Origin of the sequence: Jannaschia sp. R86511, from assembly GCF_042466345.1 — a bacterium.
Classification (GTDB): domain Bacteria; phylum Actinomycetota; class Actinomycetes; order Actinomycetales; family JBBAYJ01; genus Aquipuribacter.
The window spans coordinates 1893426-1908136 of sequence record NZ_JAXHCD010000001.1 but is presented as its reverse complement, the minus strand read 5'-3'; the positions used below and the strand labels follow the sequence as shown (position 1 = coordinate 1908136).

Sequence of the window (14711 nt, the reverse complement as noted above, 5' to 3'; positions counted from 1 at the left end):
GAGTGAGCGCCTCGCAGTGGGCCTTCCTCGGCCTGGTCGTCGTGGTCGCCCTGGCCCGGCTCGTCGAGCTGTCCGTGGCCGCGCGGCACCTGCGCTGGGCGCGCGAGCGCGGCGGCGTCGAGCGCGGGGCCGGGCACTACCCGGTGATGGTGGCCCTGCACAGCGCGCTGCTCGTCGGCGCCCCGCTGGAGGTGTGGCTGGCCGACCGGCCGCTGCTGCCGGTGCTGGCGGTCTCGATGCTGGTGCTGCTCGTCCTGGCCCACGGGCTGCGCTGGTGGTGCATCCGCTCCCTCGGCCCGCAGTGGAACACCCGGGTCGTGGTCGTGCCGGGCCTGCCCCTGGTGACCCGCGGGCCCTACCGGTTCCTGCGCCACCCCAACTACGTCGCGGTCGTGCTGGAGGGCCTGGCCCTGCCGCTGGTCCACGGTGCGTGGCTGACGGCCGGGCTGTTCACGGTGGCCAACCTGCTCCTGCTGCGCTGGCGGGTCCGGGTGGAGGAGCAGGCCCTGGCCGAGCTGGCCGGGACGCCCGGTGTCGCCTCGGCCGGGCCCTCGGGCCCGGACGGCCCCCCGCGCGCATGAGTCGCCACGACGCCGACCTGGTCGTGCTCGGCGCCGGCCCCGTCGGGCTGGCGGTGGCCGTGGAGGCCGCGACGGCGGGGCTGTCGGTCGTCGTGGCCGACCCCCGGTCCGGGCCGACCGACAAGGCCTGCGGGGAGGGCCTGATGCCCGGCGCGCGCCGCGCCCTGGCCCGGCTGGGCGTGGAGCCGGCCCCGGGGGCCGACGCCATGGCGTTCCGGGGCATCCGCTACCTGTCGCCCGGTCACGTCGTCAGCGCCGACTTCCGGGCCGGACCGGGCCTGGGGGTGCGCCGCACCGCGCTGTCGCAGGCGCTGGGCGCCCGCGCCGCGGCCGTCGGGGTCCGCCGGGTCGCGGTGCGGGCCGGCCCGCCGCGGCAGGACCGTGACGGGGTCGACGTCGCCGGCCTTCGTGCCCGCTGGTGCGTGGCCGCGGACGGGCTGCACTCCCCCACCCGCCGGGCGCTGGGCCTGGACGCCCCCCGCCCGGCCGCCGGGGCCGCCCGGGACCCCCGCGCCCGCTTCGGCCTGCGCCGGCACTACCTGACCGCGCCCTGGAGCGAGCACGTCGACGTGCTGTGGGCGCGTGACGCCGAAGCCTACGTCACCCCCGTGGCCCCCGACGTGGTCGGCGTGGCGGTGCTGACCTGCCGCCCCGGGGACCTGGACCGGCAGCTGGCGGCCTTCCCGGGCCTGCAGGCCCGGCTGGCGGGCGTGCCGCACGCGTCGGCGACCCGGGGGGCCGGACCGCTGCGGCAGCGGGCGGTCCGGGTCCGGGCGGGGCGGGTGCTGCTGGCCGGGGACGCCGCCGGGTACGTCGACGCCCTGACCGGGGAGGGCATCACGGTCGGCCTGGCCACGGCGCGCCTGGCCGTGGCCTGCGTGCTGGCCGACGACGCCCGCGACTACGACCGCCGCTGGCGCGCCGTCAGCCGCGACTACCGCGTGCTCACCGAGGGCCTGCTGCTGGCCTCGTCCTCGCCGGTGCTGCGGCGGGCCCTGGTCCCGGCCGCCGAGCGCCTGCCGTGGGCGTTCCGCGCCGCGGTGGACCGTCTGGCCGCCGTACACCCGTGACGGGGCGGCTCACGACGGGGCGGCTCGCCCGGACCGGGTGGGCTCACGACGGGGCGCGTCAGGTCTCACCCGTCCGGGCGATCCGCCGCCGGGACGCCGACGCCGATGACAGACGGGCGACGACGACGCCCGACGGGGGCCGAGCGGCGCCCACGCGCCTGGAGGCCAAGATGACAGCCATCCCCACCCGGTCCCTCAAGGGCTTCGCCTGCGGCGACGTCGTCCCCGGCTGCTCCCGCTCGTTCACGGGCTCCGACGACGCCGACATCCTGGCCCAGGTCGCGGCGCACGCCGCTGCGGACCACGGTCTCGTCGAGGTGCCCCAGGGTGTCGTCGACGCCGTGCTCAGCAACATCCGTCCCGTCGGGGTCTGAGCCCCCGATGACGGTGACGACACCCGGTGGCGGTCACGCGGCCGCCGCCGGGGACGTCACCGGCCCCGGCCCCCGGGACGTGGCGGCCGTGCTGGCCCGTCCGGAGCGGCTGCGCACCTGGTTCCAGCCCATCGTCGACACCGCGACCGGCGCCGCCGCAGGCTGGGAGGCGCTGTCCCGGTTCCACGACGAGGACGGCTCGCGCAGCCGGTGGGGCCCGCAGGAGTGGTTCGCCGCCGCGCAGGGCAGCGAGCTCGGCAGCGAGCTCGAGGCCTGCGCCCTGCGTCACGCGCTGGCCGCGGTCGACCGGCTGCCCCCGGACACGTTCCTCACCATGAACGTCTCCCCCGCGGCCATCACCAGCGACCCCGTCCGCGCCGCGCTGGCCGGCCGACCCGACCTGTCCCGCGTCATCGTCGAGGTGACCGAGACCGAGGCGGTCGACGACGTCGGCGCCGTGTCGTCGGTCTGCGCCGGCGTGCGCGCCGCAGGCGGGCTGGTGGCCGTGGACGACGCGGGCTCCGGCTACGCCGGGCTGTCCCTCATCGCCCACCTGCGCCCCCAGCTGGTCAAGGTGGACCGGGAGCTGATCGAAGGCTGCCACGCCGACCCGGTCAAGCTGTCCCTGGTGGAGGTGCTGGGCGTCTGGGCGGCCGGGATGGACGCCTGGCTGCTGGCCGAGGGCGTGGAGACCGCCGACGAGTACGCGGCCGTCGTGACCCTCGGGGTCCCGCTGGTGCAGGGCTGGTTCACCGGTCGACCGGGCCCCGACCCGGTCGGGCCCACCGACACCGTCCTGACCGAGCTGCGCTCCCAGCGCAGCCGCGTCCTGCTGCGTGACGCCGTGGCCTCGCTGATGCAGGCCTGGCCCGCCGTGCCCGACGACGGCACCGACGCCTCGCCCCTGCCCCACGTGCGGGTCGACGCCTCGGGCCGCCCGCTGGCCCTGGTGCAGGCGGGCCCCGGGGAGGACGGACGCCCCGGCCCGCGCACCCGCCCCGTGTCGCTGCGGGCCCGGCCGAGCGAGACCGTGGTCGAGGTGCTGCACCGGGCCATGGGGCGCGAGGCCCACGTGCGCTACGACCCCGTGGTCGTCACCGACCCGCAGGGCTGGGTGGTCGGGGTCGTGCCCGTGGACCACCTGGTGAGACGGGTGCTCACCGACCGCTGACCACAGGGCCGGCCGGCGGCCGGCTCAGGCCCCGGCGAGCGCGGGCACCCGCGTCGGGTCGGCGAACACGCCCTGCAGCGCCACCACGGCGCCACCCCGGCTCGCCGCCGTGAAGCCGAGCTCGGAGGTGCGGACCTCGGCGCCGCCGGCGTCCGGGGCCACGACGCGCTCCAGCAGGGTGTGCACCACGTAGGGACGCAGGTGGTGCGCCAGCACCGCGAAGTACCCGCCCAGCACGAGGGCCCGCGGGTTGACGATGTTGACCAGGACGCTGGCGCCCAGCCCCAGCGCGATGCCCACCCGCTCCAGGGTGTCCAGCGTGGCCTGGTCCCCGTCCGCGGCCCGGCGCAGGATCTCCGCCAGCCGGGCGTCGATGTCGGCGTCGGAGTCCAGCACCGGGTCGTCGGGACCCGTCGCGCAGCCGGTGAGCAGCACCTCCAGGCCCACCTGGGTCTCCCAGCAGCCGACCCGGCCGCAGCCGCAGACCTCGAGGCGGTGGTTGAGCGGGGCGTGCCCGATCTCGCCCGTGAACCCGCTGGCGCCCCGGACCAGCTGGCCGCCGACGATGACGCCGCAGCCCACCCCCACCTCGCCGGCCAGGTAGACCAGGTCGTCGACGTCGCGGCCCACCCCCACGGCGTGCTCGGCGATGGCGCCCAGGTTGGCGTCGTTGTCGACCGCCACGTGCACACCGTGCGCCACCAGGGCCAGGTCGAGCTGGTCGGCCAGCGCCGTCCCGCTCCAGCCCAGGTTGGGGGCCAGCGCCACCCGCCCCCGCGAGGAGTCCACCAGGGCGGGCACGGCCACGGTGACCCCGACCACGGTGCACCCGGTGGCCTCCAGCGCGGTCAGGGCGTCGTCGAGGCAGCGGACCACCAGGGCGATGGACCCGGCCTCCCCCAGGGCGCGCATGTCGGCGGGCGTCCGCCGGGACAGCACCGTGTCGTGGGTCAGGTCCAGGGCCGTGACGTCGACGAAGTCCGCGTTGACCTCGACCCCCACCCCGACCACCCCGGCGGGCGCCAGCTCGACCGTCTGCCCGGGCCGGCCCACGCTGCCCACGCGCTGCACCTCGCCCTCGCCCACCAGGCCGCGCTCGATGAGCTCGGCCACCAGGCTGGACACCGTGGCCTTGTTGAGCCCGGTGTCGGAGGCGATCCGGGCCCGGGACCGGGGGCCGGCGTCGCGCAGGTGGCTCAGGACGAGACTGAGGTTGGAGCGTCGCACGGTGAGCTGGTCCGCCGGCGCCGCGGTGACTCGGGATGACATCGTCGTCTTCCCCCTCGTGTAGTTGGTAGGAGCACCCGGACGAATCGTAGTGCGGCGGGGGGGCCCTGTGGACGACGCCGGACGGGTGGGGCCGGACCCGCCTACCGTGGTGGGCGGGAGCGGTGAGGGGGTCGGGGTGACGGAGGGCGTGCTGGCGGTGGACACCGCCGAGCTGGAGGAGCTGTGCGGGCGGCTGCGCCGGACCGCCGACGCCCTGGAGGCGGGGGCGGGCAGCCTGCACGGCCTCACGGGTCTCGCGGGGCTGGCGGTCGGGGCGGACGCGGTCCTCGACGCCCTGTCCGACCTGGCCCGGCAGTGGCAGGGCCGGGCCGCGGTGCTGGCCGACGACGCCGTCGGCCTGGGCCTGCTGGTCGAGCAGGCCGCGTCGACGTACGAGTCCTGCGAGGGGCGGGTCAGCGGGCTGGTCTGCGTGCGCGGTCCCGCCCGGGCGGCCCGGTGACCGGCGGGGCGGGCGCCGTCGGCGCCGACCGCCCGGTGCAGGTCAGCGCCGCCCGGCCGGTCGTCGCCCTGGACCGCGACCCCTGCCCGGGTGACGTGGCCGCGGTCAGGGGGCTGTGCGCCGTGCTGCGGGACGCGGCCGAGGCGTGCGACACCGGGGCGGTCACGGCGGCGGGCTGGGCCCCCGCCGCCTGGCGCGACCAGGTCGCCCACGCCACCGCCGAGCACGTCGGCCGGGTCGTGACCGGCGCCCTGGCGCTGCGCCGCAGCCTGGACCGGGCCGCGGACGCGCTGGACCGGTGGGCGGCGGCGCTGGCGGACCTGCAGGCGGAGGCGGACGCCCTGGACCGCGAGGCGCAGGAGCTGCGACGTCGTCGCGCGGAGCTCGACGTCACGCCGCGCGAGCTCGTGCTGGACCCCATGTCGGGCCTGGACAGCCGGCGCGCCGCCCAGCAGCAGCTGCTGGACTCCGACCTGGCCCGGGTGCAGGCCCGTGCGGACCAGCTGCACCTGCGCTGGGTGTCGGTGTCGCGCAGCCACGCCGTGGACCTGGACGGCGCCGCCCTGCCGGCCGGTCCGCTCGGCTCGCTCGGCGGCGCCCGGCGGGAGGCCGTCCTCGACGACGTCACCTACGGGGTGCGCCTGGCCGCCCCGGTGCTCGCCGTCCAGGCCGACCTGACGGGTGTGGCGGGAACGGCGGCGACCGCGGCCGCCGCCGTCCCGCCGCTGGCCCCGGTCGCAGCCCCTCTCGCGGCGGCGCTGGGCGGGGTGGAGCTGGTCCAGCGCACCGCCCTGGCCGTCGGGGCCGGCGGCTCGGTGGAGCCGGTGCTGGGGGCCGCGGCGGGCGCCCTGCCGGGTGCGGGGTCGGCGGGCGACGCCGTCCGGGCCGGCTCGCGGACCGGCGGACGGGCGGCGACCCGCGACCTCCCGCTGGACCCGGCGTCGGAGGGGGTGTCGCTGGGCACGGCCATGCTCCTGGACGCCCGGGCCGCCGAGCACACCGGCGACCGGACGACGACGATCGTCGCCTCCACCGTGGGTGCCGTCGACGTGACCGTCCACGACGTCGCCGAGCCGTGGCAGACCGCGCACGGCGTGCCCCTGCTCGACCCGGCCGACGGGTTCGCCGGTGTCGCGGTCATCACGCTGCCGGTGACGGCCCTGCGGACCCCGACCGCCGCCGTCCGCCGGGGTCCGGTGGCGGCGCCGGCACCGGGCGCGGCGTCCGCCCCCGGACCGGCGGCCCGGTCGCCCCGCTCAGACCAGCGGGACGACCAGGACGGGGTCGGTGGTCGGGGCCTCTGACCCGCCCGTCGGCTCCAGGCTGACCGCGACCGCCTCGACGCCGGCCACGCCACCTTCCAGGGCCACGGCCTCGCCGTCGGCGACGTCGAACACCCCGGCGGACACCGCGGTGCCACCGGTCACGGTCCACGCCTGCCAGGTCGAGCCCTCGGGGGCGTCGGGCAGCCCGGCGGGCAGCAGCAGCGCCGCGTCGGCGGACTGGCTGGCCAGCACCGTGACGTCGTCGCCCTGCACGCCCTCGGTCAGCTGCGGCGTGCCGCTGAGCGTGGTCACGTCACCGGCGGCCAGGACCCGCTGGACCGCGGCCTGCTGGGCGCGGACGTCGGCCAGCCGGTCGGCCGACGTGACGCCCCACGCCCCGGCCCCCAGGGCCACCACCGTGAGCGCGCTCGCGGCGAGCGCGAACAAGGTACGGCTGCGCGAGCGCGGCGCGGGCACGGCTGCCGGCGGCCCGGTCGGCCCGGTCGAATGCGCCGGCGGGGTCGACCCGGCCCGCTGGGTCGTCGCGGTGGGCTGGGTCGTCGCGCCGGGCTGGGTCGTGGCGCCGGGCTGGGTCGTGGCGCTGGGCTGGGTCGTCGCGGTGGCCCGGACCGCGTCGCCCTGCGGTGCGGGCTCGGCCACGGGGTCCCCCTGGGGCAGCGGCGGCAGCTGGGGCGTCAACCGGGCCCGGGCCAGGACGGCGTCCCGCATCCGCGCGGGCGGGGCCTCGCCGGAGGCGGCCGCCAGCACGGCCAGCGTCTCGCGGAACCCGCGCAGGTCGTCGCGGCAGACCTCGCACTGCTCGAGGTGCTCCCGCACGTCGGCCCGCTCGGCGGGCTCCAGCGCGTCGGCGGCGTAAGCCGCCACCAGGGTGTGGGCATCGGGTCTCATGTGCTCGTCTCCGTCCTGCCGCCCCCGGCTTCGTCGTGGTGGACCGTTCCTGTCGGTGCTGTGGTGCCGGTGCTGCCTGTCGTGCCGGTGCTGCTCATGTCGACCCGGCCCGTCCGGCCGCCGGCGCACCGGGCGGTGGGTCGAGGCCGTCCAGGTCGAGCTCCGGGCCCAGCTGCGCCCGCAGCCGGGTCAACCCGTCCCGGATCCGGGTCTTGACCGTGCCCAGCGGTACGCCGAGCAGGGCCGAGACCTCCCGGTGCGTGTGACCGCCGTAGAACGCGAGCCGCACCGACTCCCGCTGCAGGTCGCTGAGCTCCGCCATCGCCCGACGCACCCGACGGACCTCGAAGGCCGAGACGGCGGCCTCGGAGACCTCGTCGACCGCCGGCGGCTCCGGCAGCGCCGTCGCCTCCTCACGGGCCCGGCGGCGCTGGCTGGAGCGGACCCGGTCCACGGCCCGGGAGTGGGCGATCATGACCGCCCAGGAGCGCACCCCGGCGCGGTCCGGGTCGTAGCGGGTCGCGGTGCGCCAGATCTCGAGCAGGACCTCCTGCGCGACCTCCTCGGACTCCGACGGGTCGCGCAGGACCCGTCGGCAGACGCCGTAGACCGTCGCGGACAGCCGGTCGTAGAGCTCCTCGTAGGCCGCCTCGTCCGCCATGGCCACGCGCTGCACGAGCGCGCGTAGCTGGGCCTGCTCCTCGGGGTCGACGACCCGTCCGGCCCGGGGGTCGACGGGAGCGGCGACGCCGGCACCGCTGCGTGGCACTGCCTGCACGGCGCCTCCGTCCTCCTCGCCCGGGCGGCCGGGGTGGCCGCGGCCGGTCCGGCCGGAACCGCCGGCACGGTCGTCCGCCGGGGGTTCAGCCATGGTTCGTCACCGTCGCCGGGGCGGATTGGGGTCCCCCCGGGCCTCGTCCTCTGGTCCTCACGGGGGCGATCATCGCGCACGGCCAATCCGGCGTCACCCGGACGACGGACCCCCTGTGCGCTCCCCGCACCTCCTTCCTGCCCCCGGCGGAGGTGTGGGGGGCGCGCTGCGGGCCGCGGCTCACGGCGGCGCGGGCCGACCGAAGAGCCAGCCCTGGCCGCGGTCGCAGCCCATCCGCCGCAGCAGCTCCCGCTGCTGCTGCGTCTCGACGCCCTCCGCCACCACCTGCAGCTCGTGGGCGTGCGCCAGGTCGACCACGGCCTCGACGACGGCGTCGTGCCGGGCCCCCTCACCGAGCCGGCGGATGAACGACCGGTCGATCTTGAGGAAGTCCAGCTCGAGGGACTGCAGGTGCGACAGGGCCGAGTAGCCGGTGCCGAAGTCGTCCAGACCCACGCGGCAGCCCGCCGCCCGCAGCCGCTGGATGTCGTCGGCGACCCCCGGCCCCTCCCCGAGGAGGCTGGTCTCGGTGATCTCCACGTGCAGCCGGCCGGCCGCCACGCCGTGCCGGTCCAGCAGCCCGGCCACCCGCGCCGGCAGGGTGCCGCCCTGCAGGGTGCGGGCGGAGGCGTTGACGGCCAGGTGCAGACCGGGGCGGGCCGCCATGAGGGCGACCGCCTGCTCCAGGACCCAGGCGTCGACCTCCGTGACCAGGCCGCACTCCTCGGCCACCCCGACGAACTCCCCCGGCGGGACCAGGCCGCGGTCGGGGTCCTGCAGCCGGACCAGGGCCTCGGCGCCCGTGACGGCGCCGTCGGCCAGGTCGACGACGGGTTGCAGGCGCAGCCGCAGCCGGTCCGCAGCCAGGGCCGAGCGCAGCATCGCCTCGGTCGCCAGCCGCGCGTCCGCCCGGGTCCGCAGCCCGACGTCGAAGCGCACCACCCGGTCCCGGCCGGTGGCCTTGGCCCGGTACAGGGCCAGGTCGGCCTCGCGCAGCAGGTCGGCGGCGGACCCGCCGTCACCGTCGGCCACGGCCAGGCCCAGGCTGGCCGTGGCCACGACCTGGCCGTGCCCGGTGGTGAACGGCGCCCGCAGCCCCGCCAGCAGCCGCTCCCCCACCAGGTGCAGGTCGGCCACCGAGCGGGCGTCGTCGACCACGACGACGAACTCGTCCCCGCCCAGCCGGGCCACGGTCGTGCCCGGCGGCACCGCGTCACGCAGCCGGGCGGCCACCTGCACCAGCAGCGCGTCACCGGTGGCGTGACCCAGGCTGTCGTTGACCACCTTGAAGTGGTCGAGGTCCAGCAGCACGAGGCCCACCAGGTGCTCGCGCGCCGGCCGGGCCGCGAGCACCTGGGCCAGCCGGTCCTCGACCAGGCGCCGGTTGGCCAGACCGGTCAGGCCGTCGGTCAGCGCCAGGCGCTGCAGCTCCCGGCCGTGCGCGACGCGCTCGCTGACGTCCATCACGTGCGCGACGACGTGGCGCGGCCGGCCGTCGCCGTCCCGGGCGACGGCCATCGTCACCAGCGCCTCGAAGCCCGTCCCGTCGGCCCGGCGGTACGTCGCCTCGAACGACTCCTGCTCGGCCTCGCCGGCCCGGAACGCCCGCAGCAGGTCCAGGCAGTGGGCCAGGTCCCGTGGCCCTGACCACTGCTGCAGCCGCAGCGGGCCCCCGTCGTCGCCGGTGGCGGGACGTCCCACCATCCGGCGGAACGCGGCGTTGGCCCGCAGCACGTCGCCGGGCCGGGCCAGGTCGAGCATGAGCATCCCGATCGGGGCCCGCTCGAACGTCAGCCGGAAGACCTCCTCGTTGTCCTCCAGCGTGCGCAGCGCCGCCACCCGCTCGCTGACGTCCTGCACCACGCCCCACTGCCTGACCGGGACGCCCTCGTCGTCGCAGGTCAGGTCCAGCCACACCACGACCGTCCGGCGGTCGCTGCCGTCGGGCAGGTCGACCTCCACCGTGACCTGGCGCGGTTGCCGGTCGGCCAGCACCTCGGCCCACACCTGGTGCAGCCGTCGCCAGCCGGCCTCCCCGAAGCAGCGCCGGAGCACGTCCTGGTCCAGTTGGGTGCCCTCGCCCAGCCCGAACACGTGGTGCAGCGAGTCGGCGAACACCCACTCCTCGGTGCCGAGCGTCGTCTCCCAGGTGGCCAGGTCCGCCAGCTGCATGGCGGCCGACAGCCGCCGGGCCTGCTCGCTGGCCTGCTCGGCCAGCCGGTGCTGCGCCGTGACGTCGGCGAAGGACACCACGGCGGAGTAGGCCCGGCCGCTGTCGTCCAGGCGCGGCAGGCTGGTCACCGACACGACGCGTTCCTGCTCGTCCGGGCGCCGCAGCAGCAGGACCCGGTCCCGCTCGGCCCGCCCCGTGGCCAGGGCCCGGGCCGCCGGGTAGTCCTGGGGGTCCAGCGGGGTGCCGTCCGGCTGCAGGAACCGCCAGCGGGTGTCGGCGACATCCCGTCCCGTCAGCTCGGCCGGGTCGAGCCCGAGCACCCGGCAGGCGACGTCGTTGTGCAGCAGCACCTCGCCGCGTCGACCGTGCACCACGACGCCCTCGCCCAGGGACTCCAGCAGGGCCCGGTACAGCTGCTCGCCGGCCGCGCTGGTCCTCACCGCCGCGTCGGCCAGGGCGAGCTGGAACCGCTCGCCGCCGACGGCGACCCGCCGGACCAGGTCGCCCAGGCGCGCCAGCCCGGCCTCGTCCAGGGCGCCGGCGCGGCGGCTGAACACCGACAGCACGGCCACCACCCGGCCCGTCGCGTCCGGCAGCGGCACCGCGAGGGAGGCCCGGATGGCCTCGGCCCGGTTGACGGGCATCGTCCCGAGCGGGTGGGTGCCGGTGTCCCGCACCAGCACGGCCGTCCCGCTGCCCAGCACCTGACCGGCGACCGTCCCCGCGATCGGCACCCGGGAGCCCGGGCCGCGGGCACCGCGGTCGATCGGCAGGTCCGCGTCGGCGGCGGCCACGACGAACTCGTGACCGACCGGCAGCGCGACGATGGCGCGGTCGCCCCCGACCAGGGTCCAGGCCTGCTGGCACAGCCGGCGCAGCAGGTCGGCCGGGGCCGCCCGGTCGACGGCGCGGGCGGCCGCCGCGACCGGGTCCGGCCCGGCCGGGGAGCCCTCCTGCGGTGAGGTGCCCACCTCAGGCCACCGGGGTGGGCGGCGGCTCGTCCCGCAGCACCGCGACCAGGTTGCGCACGGCCAGCCGGGTCATGGCGGCGCGGGTCGCGTGGCTGGCCGAACCGACGTGCGGCAGCACGACCAGGCCCGGGGTGGACATGACGGGGTCGTCGGGGTCGGGCCGCGGCTCGCCGTCGAAGACGTCCAGCCCGGCCGAGTGCAGCCGGCCCTCGCGCAGGGCGGCCAGCAGGTCCGCCTCGACCACCAGGGCCCCGCGGCCGATGTTCACCAGCGTCGCCGAGGGCCGCATCTGCGCCAGGGCGCGGGCGTCGACCATGCCGCGGGTGCGCGCGTCCAGCGGGACGGCGAGCACCAGCACGTCGCTGCCGCGCAGCAGCTCCTCCCAGCCGACCGGCGCCGACACGTCGTCGGCCGGCGCGGAGTCCCGCTGCAGGTGCCGGACGGTCATGCCGAAGCCGCGGCCCCGGCGCGCCACCTGCCGGCCGATCTCGCCGTAGCCGACCACTCCCAGACTCGCCCCCGCGACGTCGTGGCCCAGGAACCCCTCGGGCGAGAACCCGGTCCAGCGCCCCGCCCGCATGGCGTCGGTGGCCTCGACCAGGCGCCGCCGGGCCATCAGCACCAGCGCGAACGCGGTGTCGGCCGTGGTGGCCGCCAGCACGCCCGGCGTGTTGGTCACGCGCACGCCGCGGCGACGCGCGGCGGCCAGGTCTACCTGGTCGACGCCGACCGCGGCCAGGGCGCAGACCTTCAACCGGGAGGCACCCGCGAGGGCGGTGGCGTCCAGCGGGTCCACCCCCTGGGCCAGGACGGCGTCGGCGTCGGCCAGCGCCTCGCGCAGCGCCTGCGGGTCGGGCTCGGCGCGCCCCGGCGCGGTCGGCAGCCAGGTCAGCCGCGCCCCCAGGTCGGCCGCGGCCCGACGCACGTCGTCGGCGGCCGGGACGTCGGGGCGGGTCACGAGCACGTGCAGGTCCGCCATGCGGGCAGGGTGGCAGGGGCTCGGGCCGGCGACCAATCCGCGAGGGGCGCTCGCGTCGGACCCAGGAGGTGACCACCACCAGCCACCACACCCGCACCCGCGGTGCCCTCGCCGGCCTCGTGGCCGCCGCGCTGCTGCTCGGGACCGCCACGGCGGCCGCGGCCGTGGTCGGCCGCGGCTCCGACCCGTTCCTGGCCGTCGGCGACACCGTCGTCCGGCTCTCGCCCCCCGTCCTGACGTCGTTCGCCATCGAGACGTTCGGCAGCTACGACAAGCTCGTCCTGTTCGTCGGGATCGGGGTCGTGCTGGCCCTGGTGGCCGCCGGCTCGGGGGTCCTGGCCACGCGCCGCCTGGCGCTGGGGCTCGTCGCGCCGGTCGGCCTCGTGCTGGCGGCCGGGGCGGCGGTCCTCGCCGCGCCCGCCACCACGGTCACCGACCTGCTGCCCCTGCTCGTCGGCACCGCCGTCGGGGCCACGGCCTTCGTGCTGCTGGTGCGCCTGGCCGCCGGGAGGCGGCGCGGCGCGCCCGTCCGGGCCGACGACGCCGACGGCACGACCGCGGCCGACGGCACCGGCGCGCGTCCGCCGGCGTCCCGGCGGCTGTTCCTCGGTCTGGTCGGGGCCGGCGCGGCCGCCTCGGCCGGGCTGGTCGCCGCCGGGCAGGTGCTGGGCCGGACGCTGCGGGACGCGACCGCGTCACGGGACGGGCTGGCCCTGCCGCCCGCGAGCAACAGCCTGGACGACGTGCCCACGGGCGCCGAGCTGGTCGAAGGGGCCCCGTTCCGCACGCCGAACGCCGACTTCTACCGGGTCGACACCGCCCTCACCGTCCCCCAGGAGTCGGCCGAGGACTGGGTCGTGCGGGTGCACGGCCTGGTCGACCGGCCGCTGGAGCTGGACTGGGCCGCGCTGACGACCCGGTTCGAGGTCGTCGACCGCGAGATCACGCTGGTCTGCGTGTCCAACCCCGTGGGCGGCGAGCTGGCCGGCAACGCCGTCTGGCGGGGCATCCGACTGGCCGACGTGCTGGCCGAGGCCGGCGTCGACCCGCGCGCGGACATGGTGCTGTCCACCTCGGTGGACGGCTGGACCGCGTCCACGCCGCTGGAGGCGCTCGTCGACACCGACGACCCCCTGCTGGCCTTCGCCATGAACGGCGAGCCGCTGCCCTTCGAGCACGGCTTCCCGGTGCGGATGGTCGTGCCGGGCCTGTACGGCTACGTGTCGGCCACCAAGTGGGTGACCGACCTCAAGGTCACCACCTTCGCCGAGGACGAGGCCTACTGGACCCCGCGCGGCTACGCGGCCGAGGCCCCCGTCAAGATCGCGTCCCGCATCGAGCTCCCGGCGTCGTTCGCCCAGCTCGACGCGGGCCCGGTCGTGGTCGCCGGCACCGCCTGGCACCCGGGTGTCGGGATCGACACCGTCGAGGTGCGCGTGGACGACGGCGACTGGCAGCCCGCCGAGCTCGGCGAGGTGCCCGGACCCACGACGTGGCGGCAGTGGCGCTTCGAGTGGGACGCCGAGCCCGGCCAGCACACCCTGCGCGTGCGGGCCACCGACGCCGAGGGCGAGGTGCAGACCGACGAGCGGGCGGAGATCGCGCCCGACGGCTCGTCCGGCTGGCACTCGGTTGTGGTGACCGTCACATAGGCGGGACCCACCCGGACCCATCCACCCCCGCCCCGGGTCCGAACCACATGCAGCTGCGAGAGCAGACACGGACCGCACCACCGAGCACCACCCCACGAACCACAGCCCCGGAGATCCCGGGACAGGAACCGAAGGAGATCACCATGAAGCGCCACCTTCGCCTCGCCCCCGTCGCCATCACCGCGGCACTCGTCCTCGCCGCCTGCGGCGGAGGCACCGACGACGCCACCGACGCGGCCACCGACGCCGCCGCCGGCGCCGCCGACACCGCCACCTCCGAGCCCATGGAGGAGATGACGGAGGAGGACATGGCCTCCGAGGAGCCCATGGACTCCGAGTCCATGACCGACGACGCCGCCATGGCCGGCCCGGTCGGCCCCGGTTGCGAGACCTTCGCCACCGAGATCGCCCCGGACGGCGAGGGCTCCGTCGAGGGCATGAGCGACGACCCGGTCGCGGTCGCCGCCAGCAACAACCCGATCCTCACCACCCTGACCGCTGCGGTCTCCGGTGGCGTCAACCCCGACGTCGACCTGGTCGACACGCTGAACGGTGACGAGTTCACCGTCTTCGCCCCGGTGGACGACGCGTTCGCCGCGGACGTCGACGAGGCCACCCTCGAGACGCTGTCCACCGACGCCGAGCTGCTCAGCTCGATCCTGACCTACCACGTGGTCCCCGGGCAGATCGCGCCCGCCGACCTCGCCGGCACCACCCAGACCACGGTCCAGGGCGGCACCGTCGAGATCGCCGGCGAGCCGGACGCCCTGACCGTCAACGGCGCCAACGTCATCTGCGGCGGCGTCACCACCGCCAACGCCACGGTCTACCTGATCGACGGCGTCCTGATGCCGACCAGCTGAGTCGGACACTGACTCCGGTCGGGGCGGCGGAGGGATGCCGCGGCCCCGACCGGGCCCCACGGACATGGGGCAGGCTCCCCGCAGAGAGCCGGCGGACATCTGC

General features: G+C 77.4%; 13 protein-coding genes. 8 read left to right on the top strand and 5 right to left on the bottom strand.

Features of this window, described 5'->3' with window-relative positions:
- The first annotated feature begins 2 nt into the window (after positions 1-2).
- The 4 genes from SJY06_RS09065 (at position 3) to SJY06_RS09050 (ending at position 3196) form a co-directional block, all read left to right on the top strand.
- Positions 3-581 (top strand): isoprenylcysteine carboxyl methyltransferase family protein, encoded by a 579-nt coding sequence (locus SJY06_RS09065; RefSeq protein ID WP_380166754.1) that lies wholly within the window; start codon positions 3-5, stop codon positions 579-581.
- A complete protein-coding gene (locus SJY06_RS09060; protein WP_380166752.1) occupies positions 578-1651 on the top strand; it encodes an NAD(P)/FAD-dependent oxidoreductase in 1074 nt (357 codons plus the stop codon). The genes SJY06_RS09065 and SJY06_RS09060 overlap by 4 nt, the downstream gene beginning before the upstream one ends.
- A 170-nt stretch (positions 1652-1821) precedes the next feature.
- Entirely contained in the window at positions 1822-2025 is a 204-nt protein-coding gene (locus SJY06_RS09055; protein ID WP_380166750.1) for a DUF1059 domain-containing protein, read from the top strand.
- Positions 2026-2032: 7 nt separating this feature from the next.
- The gene (locus SJY06_RS09050) at positions 2033-3196 is read left to right on the top strand and encodes an EAL domain-containing protein (protein WP_380166748.1); all 1164 of its coding nucleotides are present in this window, start codon (positions 2033-2035) and stop codon (positions 3194-3196) included.
- Positions 3197-3220: 24 nt separating this feature from the next.
- On the opposite strand, the gene SJY06_RS09045 is transcribed toward SJY06_RS09050, so the two are convergent.
- Entirely contained in the window at positions 3221-4423 is a 1203-nt protein-coding gene (locus SJY06_RS09045) for an ROK family protein (RefSeq protein ID WP_380166746.1), read from the bottom strand.
- Positions 4424-4601: 178 nt separating this feature from the next.
- Here SJY06_RS09045 and SJY06_RS09040 point away from each other — a divergent pair, with 178 nt between their 5' ends.
- The gene (locus tag SJY06_RS09040) at positions 4602-4925 is read left to right on the top strand and encodes a hypothetical protein (protein WP_380166744.1); all 324 of its coding nucleotides are present in this window, start codon (positions 4602-4604) and stop codon (positions 4923-4925) included.
- The gene (locus SJY06_RS09035) at positions 4922-6229 is read left to right on the top strand and encodes a hypothetical protein (protein ID WP_380166742.1); all 1308 of its coding nucleotides are present in this window, start codon (positions 4922-4924) and stop codon (positions 6227-6229) included. Before SJY06_RS09040 ends, SJY06_RS09035 begins: the two co-directional genes overlap by 4 nt.
- On the opposite strand, the gene SJY06_RS09030 is transcribed toward SJY06_RS09035, so the two are convergent.
- The 4 genes from SJY06_RS09030 to SJY06_RS09015 all read right to left on the bottom strand — a co-directional run bounded on the left by SJY06_RS09030 (position 6182) and on the right by SJY06_RS09015 (position 12093).
- Complete coding sequence (locus SJY06_RS09030) at positions 6182-7099, bottom strand: anti-sigma factor domain-containing protein (protein WP_380166740.1); 918 nt, start codon at positions 7097-7099, stop codon at positions 6182-6184. The genes SJY06_RS09035 and SJY06_RS09030 overlap by 48 nt on opposite strands.
- A 94-nt stretch (positions 7100-7193) precedes the next feature.
- Positions 7194-7970 carry an ECF RNA polymerase sigma factor SigK gene (gene sigK / locus SJY06_RS09025; protein ID WP_380166738.1) on the bottom strand — a complete coding sequence of 259 codons (777 nt, stop codon included), beginning with the start codon at positions 7968-7970 and terminating at the stop codon, positions 7194-7196.
- A 180-nt stretch (positions 7971-8150) separates the two neighbouring features.
- Complete coding sequence (locus SJY06_RS09020) at positions 8151-11114, bottom strand: EAL domain-containing protein (RefSeq protein WP_380166736.1); 2964 nt, start codon at positions 11112-11114, stop codon at positions 8151-8153.
- Position 11115: 1 nt separating this feature from the next.
- The gene (locus tag SJY06_RS09015) at positions 11116-12093 is read right to left on the bottom strand and encodes an NAD(P)-dependent oxidoreductase (protein WP_380166734.1); all 978 of its coding nucleotides are present in this window, start codon (positions 12091-12093) and stop codon (positions 11116-11118) included.
- A gap of 68 nt (positions 12094-12161) precedes the next feature.
- On the opposite strand from SJY06_RS09015, the gene SJY06_RS09010 reads away from it, so the two are divergent.
- Together SJY06_RS09010 and SJY06_RS09005 are read left to right on the top strand one after the other, a co-directional pair.
- Entirely contained in the window at positions 12162-13745 is a 1584-nt protein-coding gene (locus tag SJY06_RS09010; protein WP_380166732.1) for a molybdopterin-dependent oxidoreductase, read from the top strand.
- A gap of 143 nt (positions 13746-13888) precedes the next feature.
- Positions 13889-14608, top strand: a complete 720-nt coding sequence (locus tag SJY06_RS09005) for a fasciclin domain-containing protein (RefSeq protein ID WP_380166730.1) — start codon at positions 13889-13891, stop codon at positions 14606-14608.
- Positions 14609-14711: the final 103 nt, after the last annotated feature.

Bases quoted from the DNA above. Each gene is read 5' to 3' on its own strand.
- SJY06_RS09060 (WP_380166752.1), top strand. From the start codon at position 578: ATGAGTCGCCACGACGCCGACCTGGTCGTGCTCGGCGCCGGCCCCGTC.
- SJY06_RS09055 (WP_380166750.1), top strand. From the start codon at position 1,822: ATGACAGCCATCCCCACCCGGTCCCTCAAGGGCTTCGCCTGCGGCGAC.
- SJY06_RS09050 (WP_380166748.1), top strand. From the start codon at position 2,033: ATGACGGTGACGACACCCGGTGGCGGTCACGCGGCCGCCGCCGGGGAC.
- SJY06_RS09030 (WP_380166740.1), bottom strand. From the start codon at position 7,099: ATGAGACCCGATGCCCACACCCTGGTGGCGGCTTACGCCGCCGACGCG.
- sigK (WP_380166738.1), bottom strand. From the start codon at position 7,970: ATGGCTGAACCCCCGGCGGACGACCGTGCCGGCGGTTCCGGCCGGACC.
- SJY06_RS09015 (WP_380166734.1), bottom strand. From the start codon at position 12,093: ATGGCGGACCTGCACGTGCTCGTGACCCGCCCCGACGTCCCGGCCGCC.
- SJY06_RS09005 (WP_380166730.1), top strand. From the start codon at position 13,889: ATGAAGCGCCACCTTCGCCTCGCCCCCGTCGCCATCACCGCGGCACTC.